This is a genomic window from Streptomyces sp. Q2 (assembly GCF_056820935.1).
This window is the reverse complement of record NZ_JBXEJE010000013.1, coordinates 162,022-176,664: the sequence shown is the minus strand read 5'-3', so window position 1 is coordinate 176,664 and position 14,643 is coordinate 162,022. Positions and strand designations below refer to the sequence as shown.

The following is a 14,643-nucleotide window of genomic DNA, read 5'->3' as shown; positions in this document are numbered from 1 at the left end:
GTCGCGTTGCCGAACAGTGGACAGCGGTGTGGAGAAGCTGGGGATCGCTGGGGACAACCGGCCTCGGCCTGTGGGCGGCCGGTGGACAACTCGATGCACAGGCTGTGGATCATTTCGCTGTCCACAGTCTGTGGAGATCCTTCGTCCACGAATCCACAGCCACCTGACCTGGCCTGATGGTTGTTCACCAGGGTCCCCTGTGGACACGATCTGGACAACTTCCCAGTCCCCAGGATGTGGACGGAAGAAAGTCGCCGGATCTGTGGAGGGAGGCCGTAACCCGGCGGGTATTCGAACAGCGGATCTCACTTCGGTCGCGGCGCAGGGGCCGGTCGGACCGGCTCGGACGCCTGTCGGACCCGGCTCGGACGCCTCCAGACCCGGCTCGGACGCCGATCGGACCGGCTCAGGACTGCTGGAACGACGGAGGGCGCCCTCGGGAACATGTCCCGGGGCGCCCTCGGCGGCCGGCGTACGAGCGGCTCTGTCAGCCGTTCTTGATGCGGTTGGTCAGCTCGGTGACCTGGTTGTAGATGGAGCGGCGCTCGGCCATCAGATTGCGGATCTTGCGGTCCGCGTGCATGACCGTCGTGTGGTCGCGGCCGCCGAACAGCGCACCGATCTTCGGCAGGGACAGGTCCGTCAGCTCACGGCACAGGTACATGGCGATCTGCCGGGCGGTCACCAGAGCGCGCCCGCGCGAGGTGCCGCACAGGTCCTCGACCGTGAGGCCGAAGTAGTCGGCGGTCGCGCCCATGATCGCGGTGGAGGTGATCTCGGGGGCCGAGTCCTCGCCGCCCGGGATGAGGTCCTTGAGGACGATCTCCGTGAGGCCCAGGTCCACGGGCTGCCGGTTGAGCGACGCGAACGCCGTCACCCGGATCAGCGCGCCCTCCAGCTCGCGGATGTTGCGCGAGATCCGGGAGGCGATGAACTCCAGTACCTCCGGCGGGGCGTTGAGCTGCTCCTGGACCGCCTTCTTGCGCAGGATCGCGATGCGCGTCTCCAGCTCGGGCGGCTGGACATCGGTGATCAGGCCCCACTCGAAACGGTTCCTCAGCCGGTCCTCCAGGGTCACCAGCTGCTTGGGCGGCCGGTCGCTGGAGAGCACGATCTGCTTGTTGGCGTTGTGGAGCGTGTTGAAGGTGTGGAAGAACTCCTCCTGCGTCGACTCCTTGTCCGCGAGGAACTGGATGTCGTCCACGAGCAGGATGTCCATCTCGCGGTAGCGCTTGCGGAAGCTGTCGCCCTTGCCGTCGCGGATGGAGTTGATGAACTCGTTGGTGAACTCCTCCGAGCTCACGTAGCGGACGCGCGTGCCCGGGTAGAGGCTGCGGGCGTAGTGCCCGATCGCGTGCAGCAGATGCGTTTTGCCGAGTCCCGACTCCCCGTAGATGAAGAGGGGGTTGTACGCCTTCGCCGGCGCCTCGGCGACGGCCACCGCGGCCGCGTGCGCGAAACGGTTGGAGGCGCCGATGACGAACGTGTCGAAGAGGTACTTCGGGTTCAGTCGTGCGGTCGGCTCGCCCGGACCGGTCGCCGGCGCGGGCTGCGCGGCCAGCGGGCCGGGGGCGCCGGTGGTGGGCAGATGCGAACCGACGGGACCGCCGCGGTGCACATGCCCGGAACCGGACGGCTCGGGCCGTTCGCGACGGGCGTCGCGCTGGTCCTCGTCGGCGCGGTGGCGGCCGTAGTCCGGTCGCTGGTCGTAGTCGGGGCGCTGGGTCTCGTACGGGGGGCGCTCCATCGACTGCGGGCGGTAGTCCTGCGAGTACGAGTCCTGGGAAGGAGCGCCGTACGAGTCCTGTGACGGCGGGCCGTAGTTGTTCTGGGACGGCGAGGCGTACGGGTCGCGCTCGGGGAAACCCAGTCGCTGCTGCTGCCAGCTGTACTCGTCCTGCTGCGGGCGCGGCCAGGCGCCGGGCTCGGGACGCTGGTACTCCGACGGGTAGGCGGGGCGAGCGGTCGGGAGCTGATCCGGCCGGGAGTTGTGGTCGCCCTGGGGGCCGTGTTGCTCGGAGCGGCCCGGCCTCTGGTCGTCGGCACGGTGACGGCCGTAGCTCTCGTACTGGCCGGAGGGGAGTTCGGACTCCTCGTAGCGCGGCTGGGACCGGGGCGGCGGGATCGGCGCCGGTTCGCCGGCCGAGTCGTCGACAGTGATCGCGATACGGATCGGACGGCCGCATTCGCGGCTCAGTGTTTCGCTGACCACAGGGGCGAGGCGGCCTTCGAGCACGCCTTTCGCAAATTCGTTCGGTACTGCGAGCAGAGCGGTGTCCGCCACGAGCGCGAGCGGCTGGCAGCGTCGGATCCAGTGTTCGTCCTTGCCTTCAACCCCCTGCCCGCGCCCTTCACCGAGGAGCTGCTCCAGTACTCGTGGCCACACTGCGGCAAGATCGGCAGGTACGTCAGCCACAGAGCACGCTCTCTCACGGGTCCCACGAACGTGTGGTTCGGGACGGGTCGGGATTCAAATGGGGTGGGGCAGGCACAGGGGAACGAAGCGGAGTCCAGTCACGGTAGTCAGGGCGACGGCTGCGGTTCAAGTTGTTGTCCCCAGGCTGTGGATAGTGTCTCCTGGTGACCGCTGGTTTGACCGGATGGCGCAGCCGCGCGTACCGTAACGAGGTCGAGTTGTCGATGGCTGCTGCCGCCTGCCTCCGATGGGCACAGATCATTTGGGTGATCGGTCAGCGGTGCACTCGGGCGTGACGCGAGCTACTCGTGGGCGCACGGTGACAGCCAGGACGGCACCCCGAAAACCCCGATTTATTCTGGAGCCCTCGAGTGAGCAAGCGCACCTTCCAGCCGAACAACCGTCGCCGCGCCAAGACCCACGGCTTCCGCCTGCGGATGCGTACCCGTGCCGGCCGCGCGATTCTCGCGAACCGCCGTGGCAAGGGTCGCGCCAGCCTGTCCGCCTGATTCCGGTCAGGTCATGACATCGTGCTGCCCACCGAGAACCGGCTGAGGCGGCGCGAGGACTTCGCGACCGCGGTACGACGAGGGCGTCGGGCAGGACGCCCGACTCTCGTCGTCCATCTTCGTAGCGGTGCCACGAACCCGCACGCGCCTGGGGAGAGCGCTCCCCCGACGCGTGCGGGTTTCGTCGTGAGCAAGGCCGTGGGCGGGGCCGTGGTGCGCAACAAGGTGAAGCGCAGGCTTCGTCACCTGATGCGCGATCGAGTCGCCCTCCTGCCCCCCGGTAGCCTGGTAGTCGTACGAGCGTTGCCCGGTGCGGGCGACGCCGATCATGCACAACTGGCCCAAGACCTGGATGCCGCCCTGGAGCGGTTGCTGGGAGGGGGCGCGCGATGAAGTACCCGCTGCTGGCGCTGATCAAGCTGTACCAGTGGACCATCAGCCCGCTGCTCGGGCCGGTGTGCAAGTACTACCCGTCGTGCTCCCACTACGGGTACCAGGCCATCGACCGGCATGGTGCGATCAAGGGCACGGGACTCACGGCCTGGCGCATCCTGCGGTGCAATCCGTGGTCGCTGGGCGGTGTGGACCATGTCCCGCCCCGCAGGCGTCCGCGGTGGCACGAAATGCTGCGTGGCGCCTGGCGTACACGCAGGGGCGGGTCATCCTCCGCCGAACCGGCCACCTCGGGGCAGGCTCTTACGAGCCCGGCCGCAGAGACCCCGTCCCATGCCCAAGGAGCATGATTAGTGGACACGATTGCCAGCTTCTTCAGCTTCATCACGACACCTGTCTCCTGGGTCATCGTCCAGTTCCACAAGGTGTACGGCGCCCTCTTCGGCGATGACACCGGATGGGCCTGGGGCCTGTCCATCGTGTCCCTGGTGATCCTGATCCGTATCTGTCTGATCCCGCTGTTCGTGAAGCAGATCAAGGCGACCCGGGCGATGCAGACGCTGCAGCCCGAGATGAAGAAGATCCAGGAGCGCTACAAGAACGACAAGCAGCGCCAGTCCGAAGAGATGATGAAGCTGTACAAGGAGACGGGTACCAACCCGCTCTCCTCGTGCCTTCCCATCCTTGCGCAGTCGCCGTTCTTCTTCGCTCTGTACCACGTGCTCAACAGCATTGCGACAGGCAAGACGATCGGCTTCATCGACGAGCCGCTCCTCGCCAGTGCCCGTAAGGCGCACATCGTCGGCGCCCCGCTGGCCGCGAAGTTCACCGACAGCGCGGACAAGGTGCAGGCGCTCGGTGCCACGCTGACCGACGTCCGTGTCGTCACCGCGATCATGATCGTCCTGATGTCGGCGTCGCAGTTCTACACGCAGCGCCAGCTCATGACGAAGAACGTCGACACGACGGTGAAGACACCGTTCATGCAGCAGCAGAAGATGCTGATGTACGTCTTCCCCGTCATGTTCGCGGTCTTCGGCATCAACTTCCCGGTCGGTGTCCTCGTCTACTGGCTGACCACCAACGTGTGGACCATGGGCCAGCAGATGTACGTCATCCGCAACAACCCGACCCCGGGTTCCAAGGCTCAGGCCGCCTACCTGGAGCGTCTGTACAAGCACGTCACGCACCACGGCAAGACGCGCGGCCGCAGTGAGAAGACCATCGTCAAGGCCATCGTGGCCAAGGGCCGCGACCGCAACGAGTTCGAGCGCAAGTTCATCAACGGCCTGAACAAGGCGGGCTTCTCGGCCCAGGCCGACGGCACCGTGGTGAAGGGCGAGACCCAGGTCGAAGCCCAGACCGAGGACGGTACGTCGACGAGCGCCGCCGCTCCCAAGCGTCAGCAGCCGAAGCGGCAGAGCAAGTCCCAGCGCCAGTCCGGCAGCGCCAAGGCGGCCGGCGAGGGTCCGTCGCTGATCAAGTCCGACGAGCCCGAGGACGCCAAGCCCGCCGCGGCCAAGAAGCCCGGCGGTAATCGCAGCAAGGCCCAGTCCGGACAGCGCAAGGGCCCGCAGCGGCCCAAGTCCCCGTCCAAGAAGTAAGAAGGAGTCCATCCCGTGACGGAAGGCACCACCTCCGCCGCTGCCGAGGGTGCAGACACCCTGACCCGCCTCGAGCAGGAGGGCGAGATCGCGGCGGACTACCTCGAGGGTCTGCTCGACATCGCCGACCTCGACGGTGACATCGACATGGACGTCGAGGCCGACCGCGCCGCTGTATCGATCATCAGTGACGCGGGCGGCCGCGACCTGCAGAAGCTGGTCGGCCGCGACGGCGAGGTGCTGGAAGCCCTGCAGGAGCTGACGCGCCTGGCCGTGCACCGGGAGACCGGCGACCGCAGCCGGCTGATGCTGGACATCGCGGGCTATCGCGCCAAGAAGCGCGAGGAGCTCTCCGAGCTGGGTGCCAAGGCCGCGGCCGAGGTCAGGAGCTCGGGTGAGCCCGTGAAGCTGAAGCCGATGACGCCGTTCGAGCGCAAGGTCGTGCACGACGCGGTCAAGACCGCCGGCCTGCGCAGCGAGTCCGAGGGCGAGGAGCCGCAGCGCTTCGTCGTCGTGCTTCCCGCCTGATCGGTCCGTACGTTCCTCCGGCCCCGTCTGTTGCGCAGACGGGGCCGGACTTTGTCAGCCTGATAGTTCTCGTGGTTCTGGCGTCGGCGCCCGGTGCGCCCACGCGGTACGGAAGGACGGTCCCCCCGTGACGGAGGCAGCGGAGCTTCCCCCCGCGCCCGAGCGTGCCCGCGAGGTGTTCGGTGATCGCTTCGCCGACGCGGTGCGGTACGCGGAGCTGCTCGCCGAGGCGGGCGTGCAGCGCGGTCTGATCGGTCCGCGCGAGGTACCTCGTCTCTGGGAGCGGCACCTGCTGAACTGCGCGGTGCTCTCGGAGGTCGTCCCCGAGGGTGTGACGGTGTGCGATGTCGGCTCGGGCGCCGGCCTGCCCGGCATCCCCCTGGCGCTCGTCCGGGAGGACCTGAAGATCACGCTGCTGGAGCCGCTGCTACGGCGTACGACCTTCCTCACCGAAGTGGTTGAGCTGCTGGGCCTGGACCATGTGACCGTCGTCCGTGGGCGGGCAGAGGAGGTCATGGGAAAGCTCACACCCGTGCATGTGGTGACGGCGAGGGCCGTGGCTCCGCTGGACCGGTTGGCGACCTGGGGCATTCCCCTGCTGCGTCCCTACGGGGAGATGCTCGCGCTCAAGGGTGACACCGCGGAGGAAGAGCTCAAGAGCGCGTCGACGGCGCTGAGCAAGCTCGGTGCCGTGGAGACGTCCATTCTGCACGTCGGTGAGGGCGTAGTGGATCCGCTGTCCACGGTCGTGCGGGTCGAGGTCGGCGAGAGCCCGGGTGGTGTGCGCTTCGCCGCGAAGCGGGCGAAGGCGGCCCGGACGGGGCGAACTCGTCGACGTCGTTGACCCGAGAGGGCCACGCTCTTCCTCTTTCGCGTCATTGATCCGTTGTGATGACCAGCGACACGTATTAAGGCCGTCAAAAGTACGCACGCCGGAGTGTCGTGCGCATCCTGCGAAGGGTGCTCGGCATCGTGTTTCACGTGAAACGTCGCTCGCTGCTGCATGGGATCATCAGTCGTGGCCGTTCTGTGACTCCGCGTGACCGCAGGCCCTTTGCGGGGGGCACAGAGTTGTCCACAGGTGTGGATTCATCCACAGAAGACCGGCCCTCGCTGGTTCACGACCCCGAAGACATGGGAGGCTCTGTGCATTGCGAGCCTGAAGTCGAGGAGAGTGAATCCTTGCGGTCCGACGCCAACATTGCGGGACCGATGACCGATCCGGTCCCCGGTCCCCGTACCGAGTCGATGGGGGAGGATGTTTCACGTGAAACACCGCCCCCGATGGACGACACCCCGATCGGTCGTGCTGCCCAACTGGCGGTAGAGGCTCTGGGCCGCGCCGGCGAGGGTCTGCCGCGTCCCGAGGAGACCCGGGTCATGGTGGTCGCCAACCAGAAGGGCGGAGTGGGCAAGACGACGACGACCGTCAATCTTGCCGCTTCGCTGGCGCTGCATGGCAACCGAGTCCTGGTAGTCGACCTCGACCCCCAGGGCAACGCGTCCACAGCGCTGGGAATCGACCACCACGCCGACGTCCCTTCCATCTACGACGTCCTGGTCGACAGCAGGCCTCTCTCCGAGGTCGTCCAGCCGGTCCCTGACGTCGAGGGTCTCTTCTGTGCCCCCGCCACGATCGATCTCGCCGGCGCGGAGATCGAGCTGGTGTCCCTGGTGGCGAGAGAGAGCCGACTGCAGCGGGCGATCCAGGCCTACGAGCAGCCGCTGGATTACATCCTCATCGACTGCCCTCCCTCGCTCGGCCTGCTGACGGTCAACGCGTTGGTCGCCGGCCAGGAGGTTCTCATCCCGATCCAGTGCGAGTACTACGCACTGGAGGGCCTGGGGCAGTTGCTGCGCAACGTCGATCTGGTGAGGGGGCACCTCAACCCCGAGCTGCATGTATCGACGATCCTGCTCACCATGTACGACGGCCGGACACGTCTCGCGTCCCAGGTCGCGGACGAGGTGCGCAGTCACTTCGGCGACGAGGTGCTGCGGACGAGCATTCCCCGCTCGGTCCGCATCTCCGAGGCACCGAGCTACGGACAGACGGTTCTGACCTACGATCCAGGATCGAGTGGGGCCCTGTCCTATCTTGAGGCGGCACGAGAAATCGCGCTGAAGGGTGTCGGCGTCTCCTACGACGCGACACACGCGCACATCGGCGCACAGAGCGACCTGAACATGGTGGAGGGGATCCAGTGAGCGAGCGACGGAGGGGTTTGGGTCGTGGGCTCGGCGCGCTGATCCCTGCTGCCCCGACGGAGAGGACGGTGCCTCCGGCCGCGATGGGGGGCGGCGCTTCGGCGTCCCCGGCGGCCGTACCGGTGCTGACCACCGACCGCGGGGTGGCTGCGGCGAAGGTGGCCATGTTGCCGCCTGTTTCACATGAAACCGAGGACCCGTCGACGGACGGTGCGCTGGAGACGCCTGCAGCGCCCATGGGAGTTCACTTCGCGGAACTCCCCCTCGACTCCATCAAGCCGAACCCACGGCAGCCGCGTGAGGTCTTCGACGAGGACGCCCTCCAGGAGCTCGTCACCTCCATCAAGGAAGTCGGCCTCCTCCAGCCGGTCGTCGTACGGCAGCTCGGCCCGGCGCGCTACGAACTCATCATGGGTGAGCGGCGTTGGCGGGCCTGCCGGGAGGCGGGGCTGGACGCGATCCCGGCGATCGTCCGCGCCACGGACGACGAGAAGCTCCTCCTGGACGCCCTCCTGGAGAACCTGCACCGTGCCCAGCTGAACCCGCTGGAAGAGGCAGCCGCCTACGACCAGCTGCTGAAGGACTTCAACTGCACGCACGACCAGCTGGCGGACCGCATTGGTCGTTCGCGTCCGCAGGTCTCCAACACCCTGCGTCTGCTGAAGCTCTCGCCGGCGGTTCAGCGGCGGGTAGCCGCAGGAGTCCTCTCTGCCGGACACGCGAGGGCGCTCCTCTCCGTCGACGACTCGGAGGAGCAGGACCGACTGGCTCACCGGATCGTGGCCGAGGGCCTCTCGGTGCGTGCCGTCGAGGAGATCGTGACCCTGATGGGGTCTCGGCCCCAGACTGCTCAGCGCTCCAAGGGCCCGCGGGCCGGTACCCGGCTCTCACCGGCCTTGACCGACCTTGCGACCCGCCTGTCGGACCGCTTCGAGACGCGAGTGAAGGTCGACCTGGGCCAGAAGAAGGGCAAGATCACCGTCGAGTTCGCGTCGATGGAGGACCTTGAGCGGATCCTCAGCAGCCTCGCTCCCGGAGAGGGACCGGTTCTGCAGAAGAGCCTTGTGGACGACGACTCCGAGGAGTCGGAGGACTGAGTGCTGGCTGGGCGGGGAGACCCCGCTCGGCCGCCGGGGCGGGCTGGGTCCGGTGTGTACTGGACACAGCCCGCTCTTTGCTTTCCGGCGGTATCGGTGGAATCTCATCGTGGATACGATGCGTTCGGGTATGGCGCATCCACCCGGCAGCACCTGTGAGGGGAGAGGCAGGGGCCATGCGAACGGTGAGCCGCACCGGATTGGTGAGCGCGGGCCTGGGGCTGGGCGCGGTCGGCGGCTTCGTCGGCAGCCTGCTCAAGGAACGAAGCGCTCTGACGGCCGCCCGCGACGCGGCGGGCGAAGGAAGCGAGGAACAGCCTTCATGGGGCGTCGGCTCGTACCGCTCACGCTGGACAACCTTCCGGACCTTCCCCAGCGCTGTCGCGCGTGTGTCTTCTGGGAGTTGGACCCAGTCAGCGGTGAAGCCGCGGTAAAGGCCGGAACGGCCGCCCTGGAGAAGGAAGCCTGGATCTCCGCCGTCCTCCTCGACTGGGGGTCCTGCGGCCGGGTGGTGTACGTCGACGACGTACCAGTGGGCTTCGTGCTCTACGCTCCCCCGGCCTACGTGCCCCGCTCGACGGCATTCCCCACGAGCCCCGTCTCGCCCGACTCGGTGCAGCTGATGACCGCCTTCATCATGCCGGGTTATCAGGGGCAGGGGCTGGGCCGGGTGATGGTTCAGACGGTCGCCAAGGATCTGCTGCGGCGGGGCTTCAAAGCGATCGAGGCTTTCGGAAACGCACGCTGGAAAGAGCCGGCCTGCCTGCTGCCCGCCGACCATCTGCTCGCGGTGGGATTCAAAACGGTCCGGCCTCATCCCACGTACCCGCGGCTGAGGCTGGAGCTGCGCACCACGCTCTCCTGGAAGGAGGACGTGGAGATGGCACTGGACCGGCTCCTCGGGGCTGTTCAGAAGGAGCCGGCGCTCAGGCCGCTCTGAACAAACGAGTGGGCCGACCCCTGGAGGTCGGCCCACTCGTGTTTCACGTGAAACGTCACTCGGCGATGAAGTCCTCGAGGTCACGGACGATCGCGGCCTTCGGCTTCGCACCGACGATGGTCTTGGCGACCTCGCCACCCTGGTACACGTTCAGGGTCGGGATGGACATGACGCCGTACTTGGCGGCCGTACCCGGGTTCTCGTCGATGTTCAGCTTGACGACCTCGATCTTGTCGCCGTACTCGGCGGCGATCGCCTCGAGGGACGGCGCGATCTGGCGGCACGGGCCGCACCAAGCGGCCCAGAAGTCCACCAGGACGGGCTTGTCGCTCTTGAGGACGTCCTGCTCGAAGGAATCGTCGGTCACATGCTTGAGGGTGCCGGCCACGGCGGGCTCCTTAACTGGTTGGTGCGGTGGGGCGGATGGGGGTTCAGACGGAGGTCTTCTCGGGCTCGGCCTTCTCCTCGTCCGCGAGGGCGGCGAGGAAGCGCTCGGCGTCGAGGGCGGCGGAGCAGCCGGTGCCGGCTGCGGTGATCGCCTGGCGGTAGGTGTGGTCGACCACGTCACCGGCGCCGAAGACACCGGTGAGGCTCGTCCGCGTGGAGGGCGCGTCCACCTTGAGATAGCCCTCCTCGTCCAGCTCCAGCTGGCCTTTGAACAGCTCGGTGCGCGGGTCGTGGCCGATCGCGATGAACAGGCCGGTGACCGGAAGGTCCGAAAGCTCGCCCGTCTTGAGGTTGCGCAGCTTCAGGCCCGAGAGCTTCTGGTCGCCCTGGACCTCCGCGACCTCGCTGTCCCACACGAACCTGATCTTCGGGTCAGCGAAGGCACGCTCCTGCATCGCCTTCGAGGCGCGCAGGGTGTCGCGGCGGTGGACGATCGTCACGGTCCTGGCGAAGCGGGAGAGGAAGGTGGCCTCCTCCATCGCGGTGTCGCCACCGCCGATCACGGCGATGTCCTGGTCCTTGAAGAAGAACCCGTCGCAGGTGGCACACCAGGAGACGCCACGACCGGAGAGGGCGTCCTCGTTCGGCAGCCCGAGCTTGCGGTGCTGGGAGCCGGTGGTGACGATGATGGCCTTCGCCTGGTGGACGGTGCCCGCGGTGTCGGTGACGGTCTTGATCTCACCGGACAGGTCGACGGAGACGACATCGTCAGGGATGAGTTCGGCACCGAAGCGCTCGGCCTGGGCGCGCATGTTGTCCATGAGCTCGGGGCCCATGATGCCGTCCTGGAAGCCCGGGAAGTTCTCCACCTCGGTGGTGTTCATCAGCGCACCACCCGCGGTGACGGCGCCCTCGAACACCAGCGGCTTCAGCGACGCGCGCGCGGTGTAGAGCGCCGCCGTGTAGCCGGCGGGCCCGGAGCCGATGATGATCACGTTTCGGACGTCGCTCACGGCTTGATTCCTCGTCTCTGGACTACGTCGTATGTCCGGGGGAGTTCCTCTCGGAACTCTCACCCCACCCAACGGATCCTAAGGGTCCCGCATTCCCGCTGTGTCCGGGCACACGGGGACGCGACACCGGAGGGGATACCACGCAGGACGGAGACGAAGTGTGCGCGCTCAGGAGCCGGTGTAGGACTGCTTCAGCAGGACCTTGGCCGTGGCTGACGACGACGGCTGATTAGCGCAGGTCGCATCCATGAGGTAGGCGGTGACCCGGGTACCGTCCGGAGCGTCGGGGAGTACAACGAGGAGCGTGTCCGTCCCCTTGTAGATCCCCTCCTTGGTCACGAGCACTGTGCCGCTGCGGCCGATGCCCTTCTGGATGCAGTCAGGCACCACGGGATCCTTGAAGACCCTGGGTGAGTTGCCGTCGGGGACGGATTCCATGCCGAGGCTGTGCGGAGCGTGGGATCCACTGCCGGTGCTCTGGCTCTGGGCAAGGAGATCGGAGACCTGCTTCTCCAGCTTGGACTCGGAGAAGGTGTCCGTGGATGTGGACTTCGCCGCGGGGCTGGACGGCTTGCCGTCGTTCAGCGAGGACAGCAGCACCGACCCGAATCCGAGGGCGGCGGCGGTGAACACAGCGCCGAGGACGACAGCCCGGCGCCGACCGCTCCGCCTGGGCTCCTTGCGGCCCGGACCGGTGGTCGAGGTTCGCGCGTGGCCTGCGGGGCGGTCCGGCGATGTTTCACGTGAAACACGCGCGCTGTCGTCCGAGGCGGAGGCGGGTGACGCGTCGGACCCGGACTGGGCGCTGACAGGTGTGGGCGCCTCCACAGCGTCGGGTGCGGTGGCGTGCAGCAGGGCCTCCGCGGCGAGGGCAGCGTCGATACGGCCGGCGACATCGGCAGGCATACGCGGGGGACCTGGCAGGCTGCCCAGCAGTCCACGGATCTCCTCGAGCGAGGCGTGGACGTCTGCGCAGAGTTCACATTCGTCCAGATGCTGTCGTACGTCCTCGGTCCGGGACGGCGGGAGCAGTCCTTCGGTGAGGTCGGAGATCTCCGCGACGTCCGGGTGCCCGGCTGTATCTGTCGTGGATGTCACGCTCGCCCACCTCCGCCCTTCACTGCAGCTGGATCGCTTGGTCCTGTGTCCGGCGGTCCCGCTCGGCGCGGTCCCGCTGCGGGTGGGACGGATGTCCCCTGCGTCCGGTTCCGCCCCGTGCCCGCTTCTCTGCCGGCACTGGTGTTTTCCGGCCGCAGATGCTTGAGCAGGGGCAGGAGTCTGGCTCGGCCGCGGGCACAGCGGCTCTTCACCGTCCCTGTCGGCACATCGAGCATGCGGGCGGCCTCGGCGACCGGGTAGCCCTGCATGTCCACCAGGACGAGCGCGGCCCGCTGGTCGGGAGGGAGGGTGCCGAGTGCTTCCAGGAGCTGACGATGGAGGTCGTTGCGCTCCGCGGGCGCCGAGGCCGACTCGTGCGGCTCCAGCAGTTGCTCCAGGCGCTCGGTGTCGTCGACGGGGGAGGTCTTGCGGGATGCAGCCTTACGGGCTCGATCCAGGCAGGCGTTGACCGTGATCCGGTGCAGCCACGTCGTGACCGCGGACTGGCCCCGGAAGGTGTGGGCGGCCCGATAGGCGGACACGAGGGCGTCCTGGACAGCGTCAGCGGCCTCCTCGCGGTCCCCCAGCGTCCGCAGGGCCACCGCCCAGAGCCGATCCCGGTGCCGGCGTACGAGCTCACCGAAGGCGTCGGGATCGCCCTCCACGTGGCGGGTCAGGAGGTCCCGATCGCTCGTGTCGCCGTACGCGGTGTCATCTGCCATCGGGCCCCCTTCCCTTCGTCCTTAGCTGGTCACCTTGATGTCCGCGACCCGGCCCCGCCACTCACCGTCGATCTGCGGCAGCTTGGTCAGCCAGACCAGAAGGTAGCGGGACTTGAGGGACTTGTCGGGGCTGAGCGTCACGGCCGTGCCCGATCCCTGCGTGACCTTGGTGTAGGCGTCGAAGGACGTGGGTTCCGAACTCGCGTCACCGGAGGCGGCGCGGAGCTCGACGGAGGTGTTCCCCACGAAGGAGACGGTCACCTTCCCGACCTCCTGGACCTTGCCGAGATCGAGGATGACGCCGACGCCGGGCTTCAGTCGGCCGAAATCGGAACTGAGGTAGTAGTCCGTCTGCCAGTACGTGCTGGACGAGTTGTCGTAGACCTTGTCTATGTCACCCGGCTTCTCCGAGCCGTCGGCGCCGAACGGGTCGAAGTCGTCCGCGCTTCTGATGGAGATCGGAGCGCTGGCCGGCTTCGTCGGAGTCTTGTCGTCCCCGTCCGTCGTCTGAGTCTGGTTCGTTTCCTCGGATTTGCCGCCCCGGTCCAAGAGCGCGTCCGCCAACTGCCAGCTGCCCAGGCCGAGTGCGGCGATGAGGAGGCCCGAGACGGCCCACTTCAGCGCCTTGCCGGTACGGCTCTGCAGCGGAGGCGGCGGGACCTGCACCGGCTGGGTGACGCCCGGACGCGGCGCCTGGCGGCCGTACGTGCCCTGCTGGTACGTCGTGCGTTGGTAGTCCGGTGGGGCGGTGAACGTCGGCTCCGGAGGGCGGATGCGGGGCATCTCGCCGATGGCCTTCACCAGCTCCTCGGGCGTGGTGCACGGGGACTCGTGACGGGAGGCGGTGGCGCCTTCGTTGGCGAGTGCCCGCATGGCCAGCTCGGACAGGCCTCGGTGGACGCCGGCACGCACCTGGTCGGGGGCGATGAGGCCGATGTCCTTGGGCAGGCCCGACAGCCCGTAGGCGTCGTTCTCGTACGGCCAGCGCTGGGTGAGCGCCGCGTACAGCAGGGCACCGATCGCCTCGGTGTCGGTCCGCAGCGGGGTCTCGGAACTGATGCCGCGCAAAGCGGCGTTGACGGCGAGACCGCGGATGCGCCACTGGCCGGTCGACGTGCGCAGCACGGCGTTGGGATTCAGACGCAGATGGGCGAGGCCCTCACGGTGGGCGGCTGCCATGGCCGAGGCGATCTGGCTGACCAACTGGTAGGCGTCGTACACCTCCAGCGGGCCGGCGGCGAGAAGCGCGGTCAGCTCGGTGGCGTCGGGCAGCCATTCGTGAACGACGTAGACGAGGTCGTTCTCCTCGACGGCGTCGAGGACTTGGACGAAGCGCGGATCGCCCAGCAGCGCGGAGGAGCGGGCCGCGGCCAGCACCGAACGGGCCCGCGCGTGGTCCGCGGGCAATAGGTGGACGCCGACGGCGCGACGCAGCTTCTCGTCCACGGCACGCCAACTGCTGAATCCGTCCAGACGGGTGACGCACTCCTCGAGCCGGTAGCGTCTGGCGAGCTTGTGTCCGCTGTGCAGCTCCGGTGGTGAGACTTTCCCGTGACTCTCGGTCCCCCCACTCCCCTGTGCCTCGACGTCTTCCGTGTCCCGCTCCCGGTTCTTGGCCACCCCGTCGGCCGTGGACTGGTCCGCCTCGGCGGTCAGCGGCTTGTCACCGCTGTTGTCTGCCACGTCGACGGCAGCTGTGCTCCGTTCCGCCACCGTCGTTCCTGCCTC

Annotated in this window: 15 protein-coding genes; 9 read left to right on the top strand and 6 right to left on the bottom strand. The window is 67.8% G+C overall.

Translation table 11 applies throughout. The features are described from left to right. Positions 1-487 precede the first annotated feature (487 nt). Positions 488-2,416 (bottom strand): chromosomal replication initiator protein DnaA, encoded by a 1,929-nt coding sequence (gene dnaA, locus ACWBNA_RS16715; protein ID WP_482705121.1) that lies wholly within the window; start codon positions 2,414-2,416, stop codon positions 488-490. A gap of 371 nt (positions 2,417-2,787) precedes the next feature. Between dnaA and rpmH the strand changes: the two genes are divergently transcribed. From rpmH to ACWBNA_RS16670, 9 genes are all read left to right on the top strand, one after another. Continuing rightward, on the top strand, positions 2,788-2,925 hold the full coding sequence (gene rpmH / locus ACWBNA_RS16710) for a 50S ribosomal protein L34 (RefSeq protein ID WP_006381191.1): 138 nt from the start codon (positions 2,788-2,790) through the stop codon (positions 2,923-2,925). Positions 2,926-2,946: 21 nt separating this feature from the next. Further along, a complete protein-coding gene (rnpA, locus tag ACWBNA_RS16705; protein WP_482705120.1) occupies positions 2,947-3,318 on the top strand; it encodes a ribonuclease P protein component in 372 nt (123 codons plus the stop codon). Continuing rightward, a complete protein-coding gene (yidD, locus tag ACWBNA_RS16700; protein ID WP_482705119.1) occupies positions 3,315-3,668 on the top strand; it encodes a membrane protein insertion efficiency factor YidD in 354 nt (117 codons plus the stop codon). Before rnpA ends, yidD begins: the two co-directional genes overlap by 4 nt. A gap of 3 nt (positions 3,669-3,671) precedes the next feature. Next, entirely contained in the window at positions 3,672-4,922 is a 1,251-nt protein-coding gene (yidC, locus tag ACWBNA_RS16695) for a membrane protein insertase YidC (RefSeq protein WP_482705118.1), read from the top strand. 15 nt (positions 4,923-4,937) lie between these two features. Further along, positions 4,938-5,450, top strand: a complete 513-nt coding sequence (locus ACWBNA_RS16690; RefSeq protein ID WP_482705117.1) for a Jag family protein — start codon at positions 4,938-4,940, stop codon at positions 5,448-5,450. Between the two features lie 127 nt (positions 5,451-5,577). Then, positions 5,578-6,294 (top strand): 16S rRNA (guanine(527)-N(7))-methyltransferase RsmG, encoded by a 717-nt coding sequence (gene rsmG / locus ACWBNA_RS16685; RefSeq protein WP_482705116.1) that lies wholly within the window; start codon positions 5,578-5,580, stop codon positions 6,292-6,294. 290 nt (positions 6,295-6,584) lie between these two features. Beyond that, a complete protein-coding gene (locus ACWBNA_RS16680) occupies positions 6,585-7,658 on the top strand; it encodes a ParA family protein (RefSeq protein WP_482705155.1) in 1,074 nt (357 codons plus the stop codon). Continuing rightward, positions 7,655-8,755, top strand: a complete 1,101-nt coding sequence (locus ACWBNA_RS16675; RefSeq protein ID WP_482705115.1) for a ParB/RepB/Spo0J family partition protein — start codon at positions 7,655-7,657, stop codon at positions 8,753-8,755. The genes ACWBNA_RS16680 and ACWBNA_RS16675 overlap by 4 nt, the downstream gene beginning before the upstream one ends. Before the next feature lie 322 nt (positions 8,756-9,077). Beyond that, positions 9,078-9,695 (top strand): GNAT family N-acetyltransferase, encoded by a 618-nt coding sequence (locus ACWBNA_RS16670; protein WP_482705113.1) that lies wholly within the window; start codon positions 9,078-9,080, stop codon positions 9,693-9,695. 55 nt (positions 9,696-9,750) lie between these two features. Here ACWBNA_RS16670 and trxA read toward each other — a convergent pair whose 3' ends face one another. From trxA to ACWBNA_RS16645, 5 genes are all read right to left on the bottom strand, one after another. Then, positions 9,751-10,083: a thioredoxin gene (trxA, locus tag ACWBNA_RS16665; RefSeq protein WP_143641354.1), complete on the bottom strand. Its 333-nt coding sequence runs from the start codon at positions 10,081-10,083 to the stop codon at positions 9,751-9,753. Between the two features lie 43 nt (positions 10,084-10,126). After that, positions 10,127-11,095: a thioredoxin-disulfide reductase gene (gene trxB / locus ACWBNA_RS16660; RefSeq protein WP_482705111.1), complete on the bottom strand. Its 969-nt coding sequence runs from the start codon at positions 11,093-11,095 to the stop codon at positions 10,127-10,129. A 168-nt stretch (positions 11,096-11,263) separates the two neighbouring features. Continuing rightward, positions 11,264-12,193, bottom strand: a complete 930-nt coding sequence (locus tag ACWBNA_RS16655) for an anti-sigma factor family protein (RefSeq protein ID WP_482705110.1) — start codon at positions 12,191-12,193, stop codon at positions 11,264-11,266. After that, positions 12,190-12,915: an RNA polymerase sigma factor SigM gene (gene sigM / locus ACWBNA_RS16650; RefSeq protein WP_482705109.1), complete on the bottom strand. Its 726-nt coding sequence runs from the start codon at positions 12,913-12,915 to the stop codon at positions 12,190-12,192. The genes ACWBNA_RS16655 and sigM overlap by 4 nt, the downstream gene beginning before the upstream one ends. Before the next feature lie 21 nt (positions 12,916-12,936). Beyond that, positions 12,937-14,628, bottom strand: coding sequence for a protein kinase family protein (locus ACWBNA_RS16645; protein ID WP_482705108.1), 1,692 nt, complete (start codon positions 14,626-14,628; stop codon positions 12,937-12,939). Between the last annotated feature and the right edge of the window lie 15 nt (positions 14,629-14,643).

Excerpts from the sequence above, each read along its gene's own strand:
- ACWBNA_RS16670 (WP_482705113.1), top strand. The coding sequence starts at position 9,078 with ATGGGGCGTCGGCTCGTACCGCTCACGCTGGACAACCTTCCGGACCTT.
- yidD (WP_482705119.1), top strand. The coding sequence starts at position 3,315 with ATGAAGTACCCGCTGCTGGCGCTGATCAAGCTGTACCAGTGGACCATC.
- sigM (WP_482705109.1), bottom strand. The coding sequence starts at position 12,915 with ATGGCAGATGACACCGCGTACGGCGACACGAGCGATCGGGACCTCCTG.
- ACWBNA_RS16680 (WP_482705155.1), top strand. The coding sequence starts at position 6,585 with ATGGGAGGCTCTGTGCATTGCGAGCCTGAAGTCGAGGAGAGTGAATCC.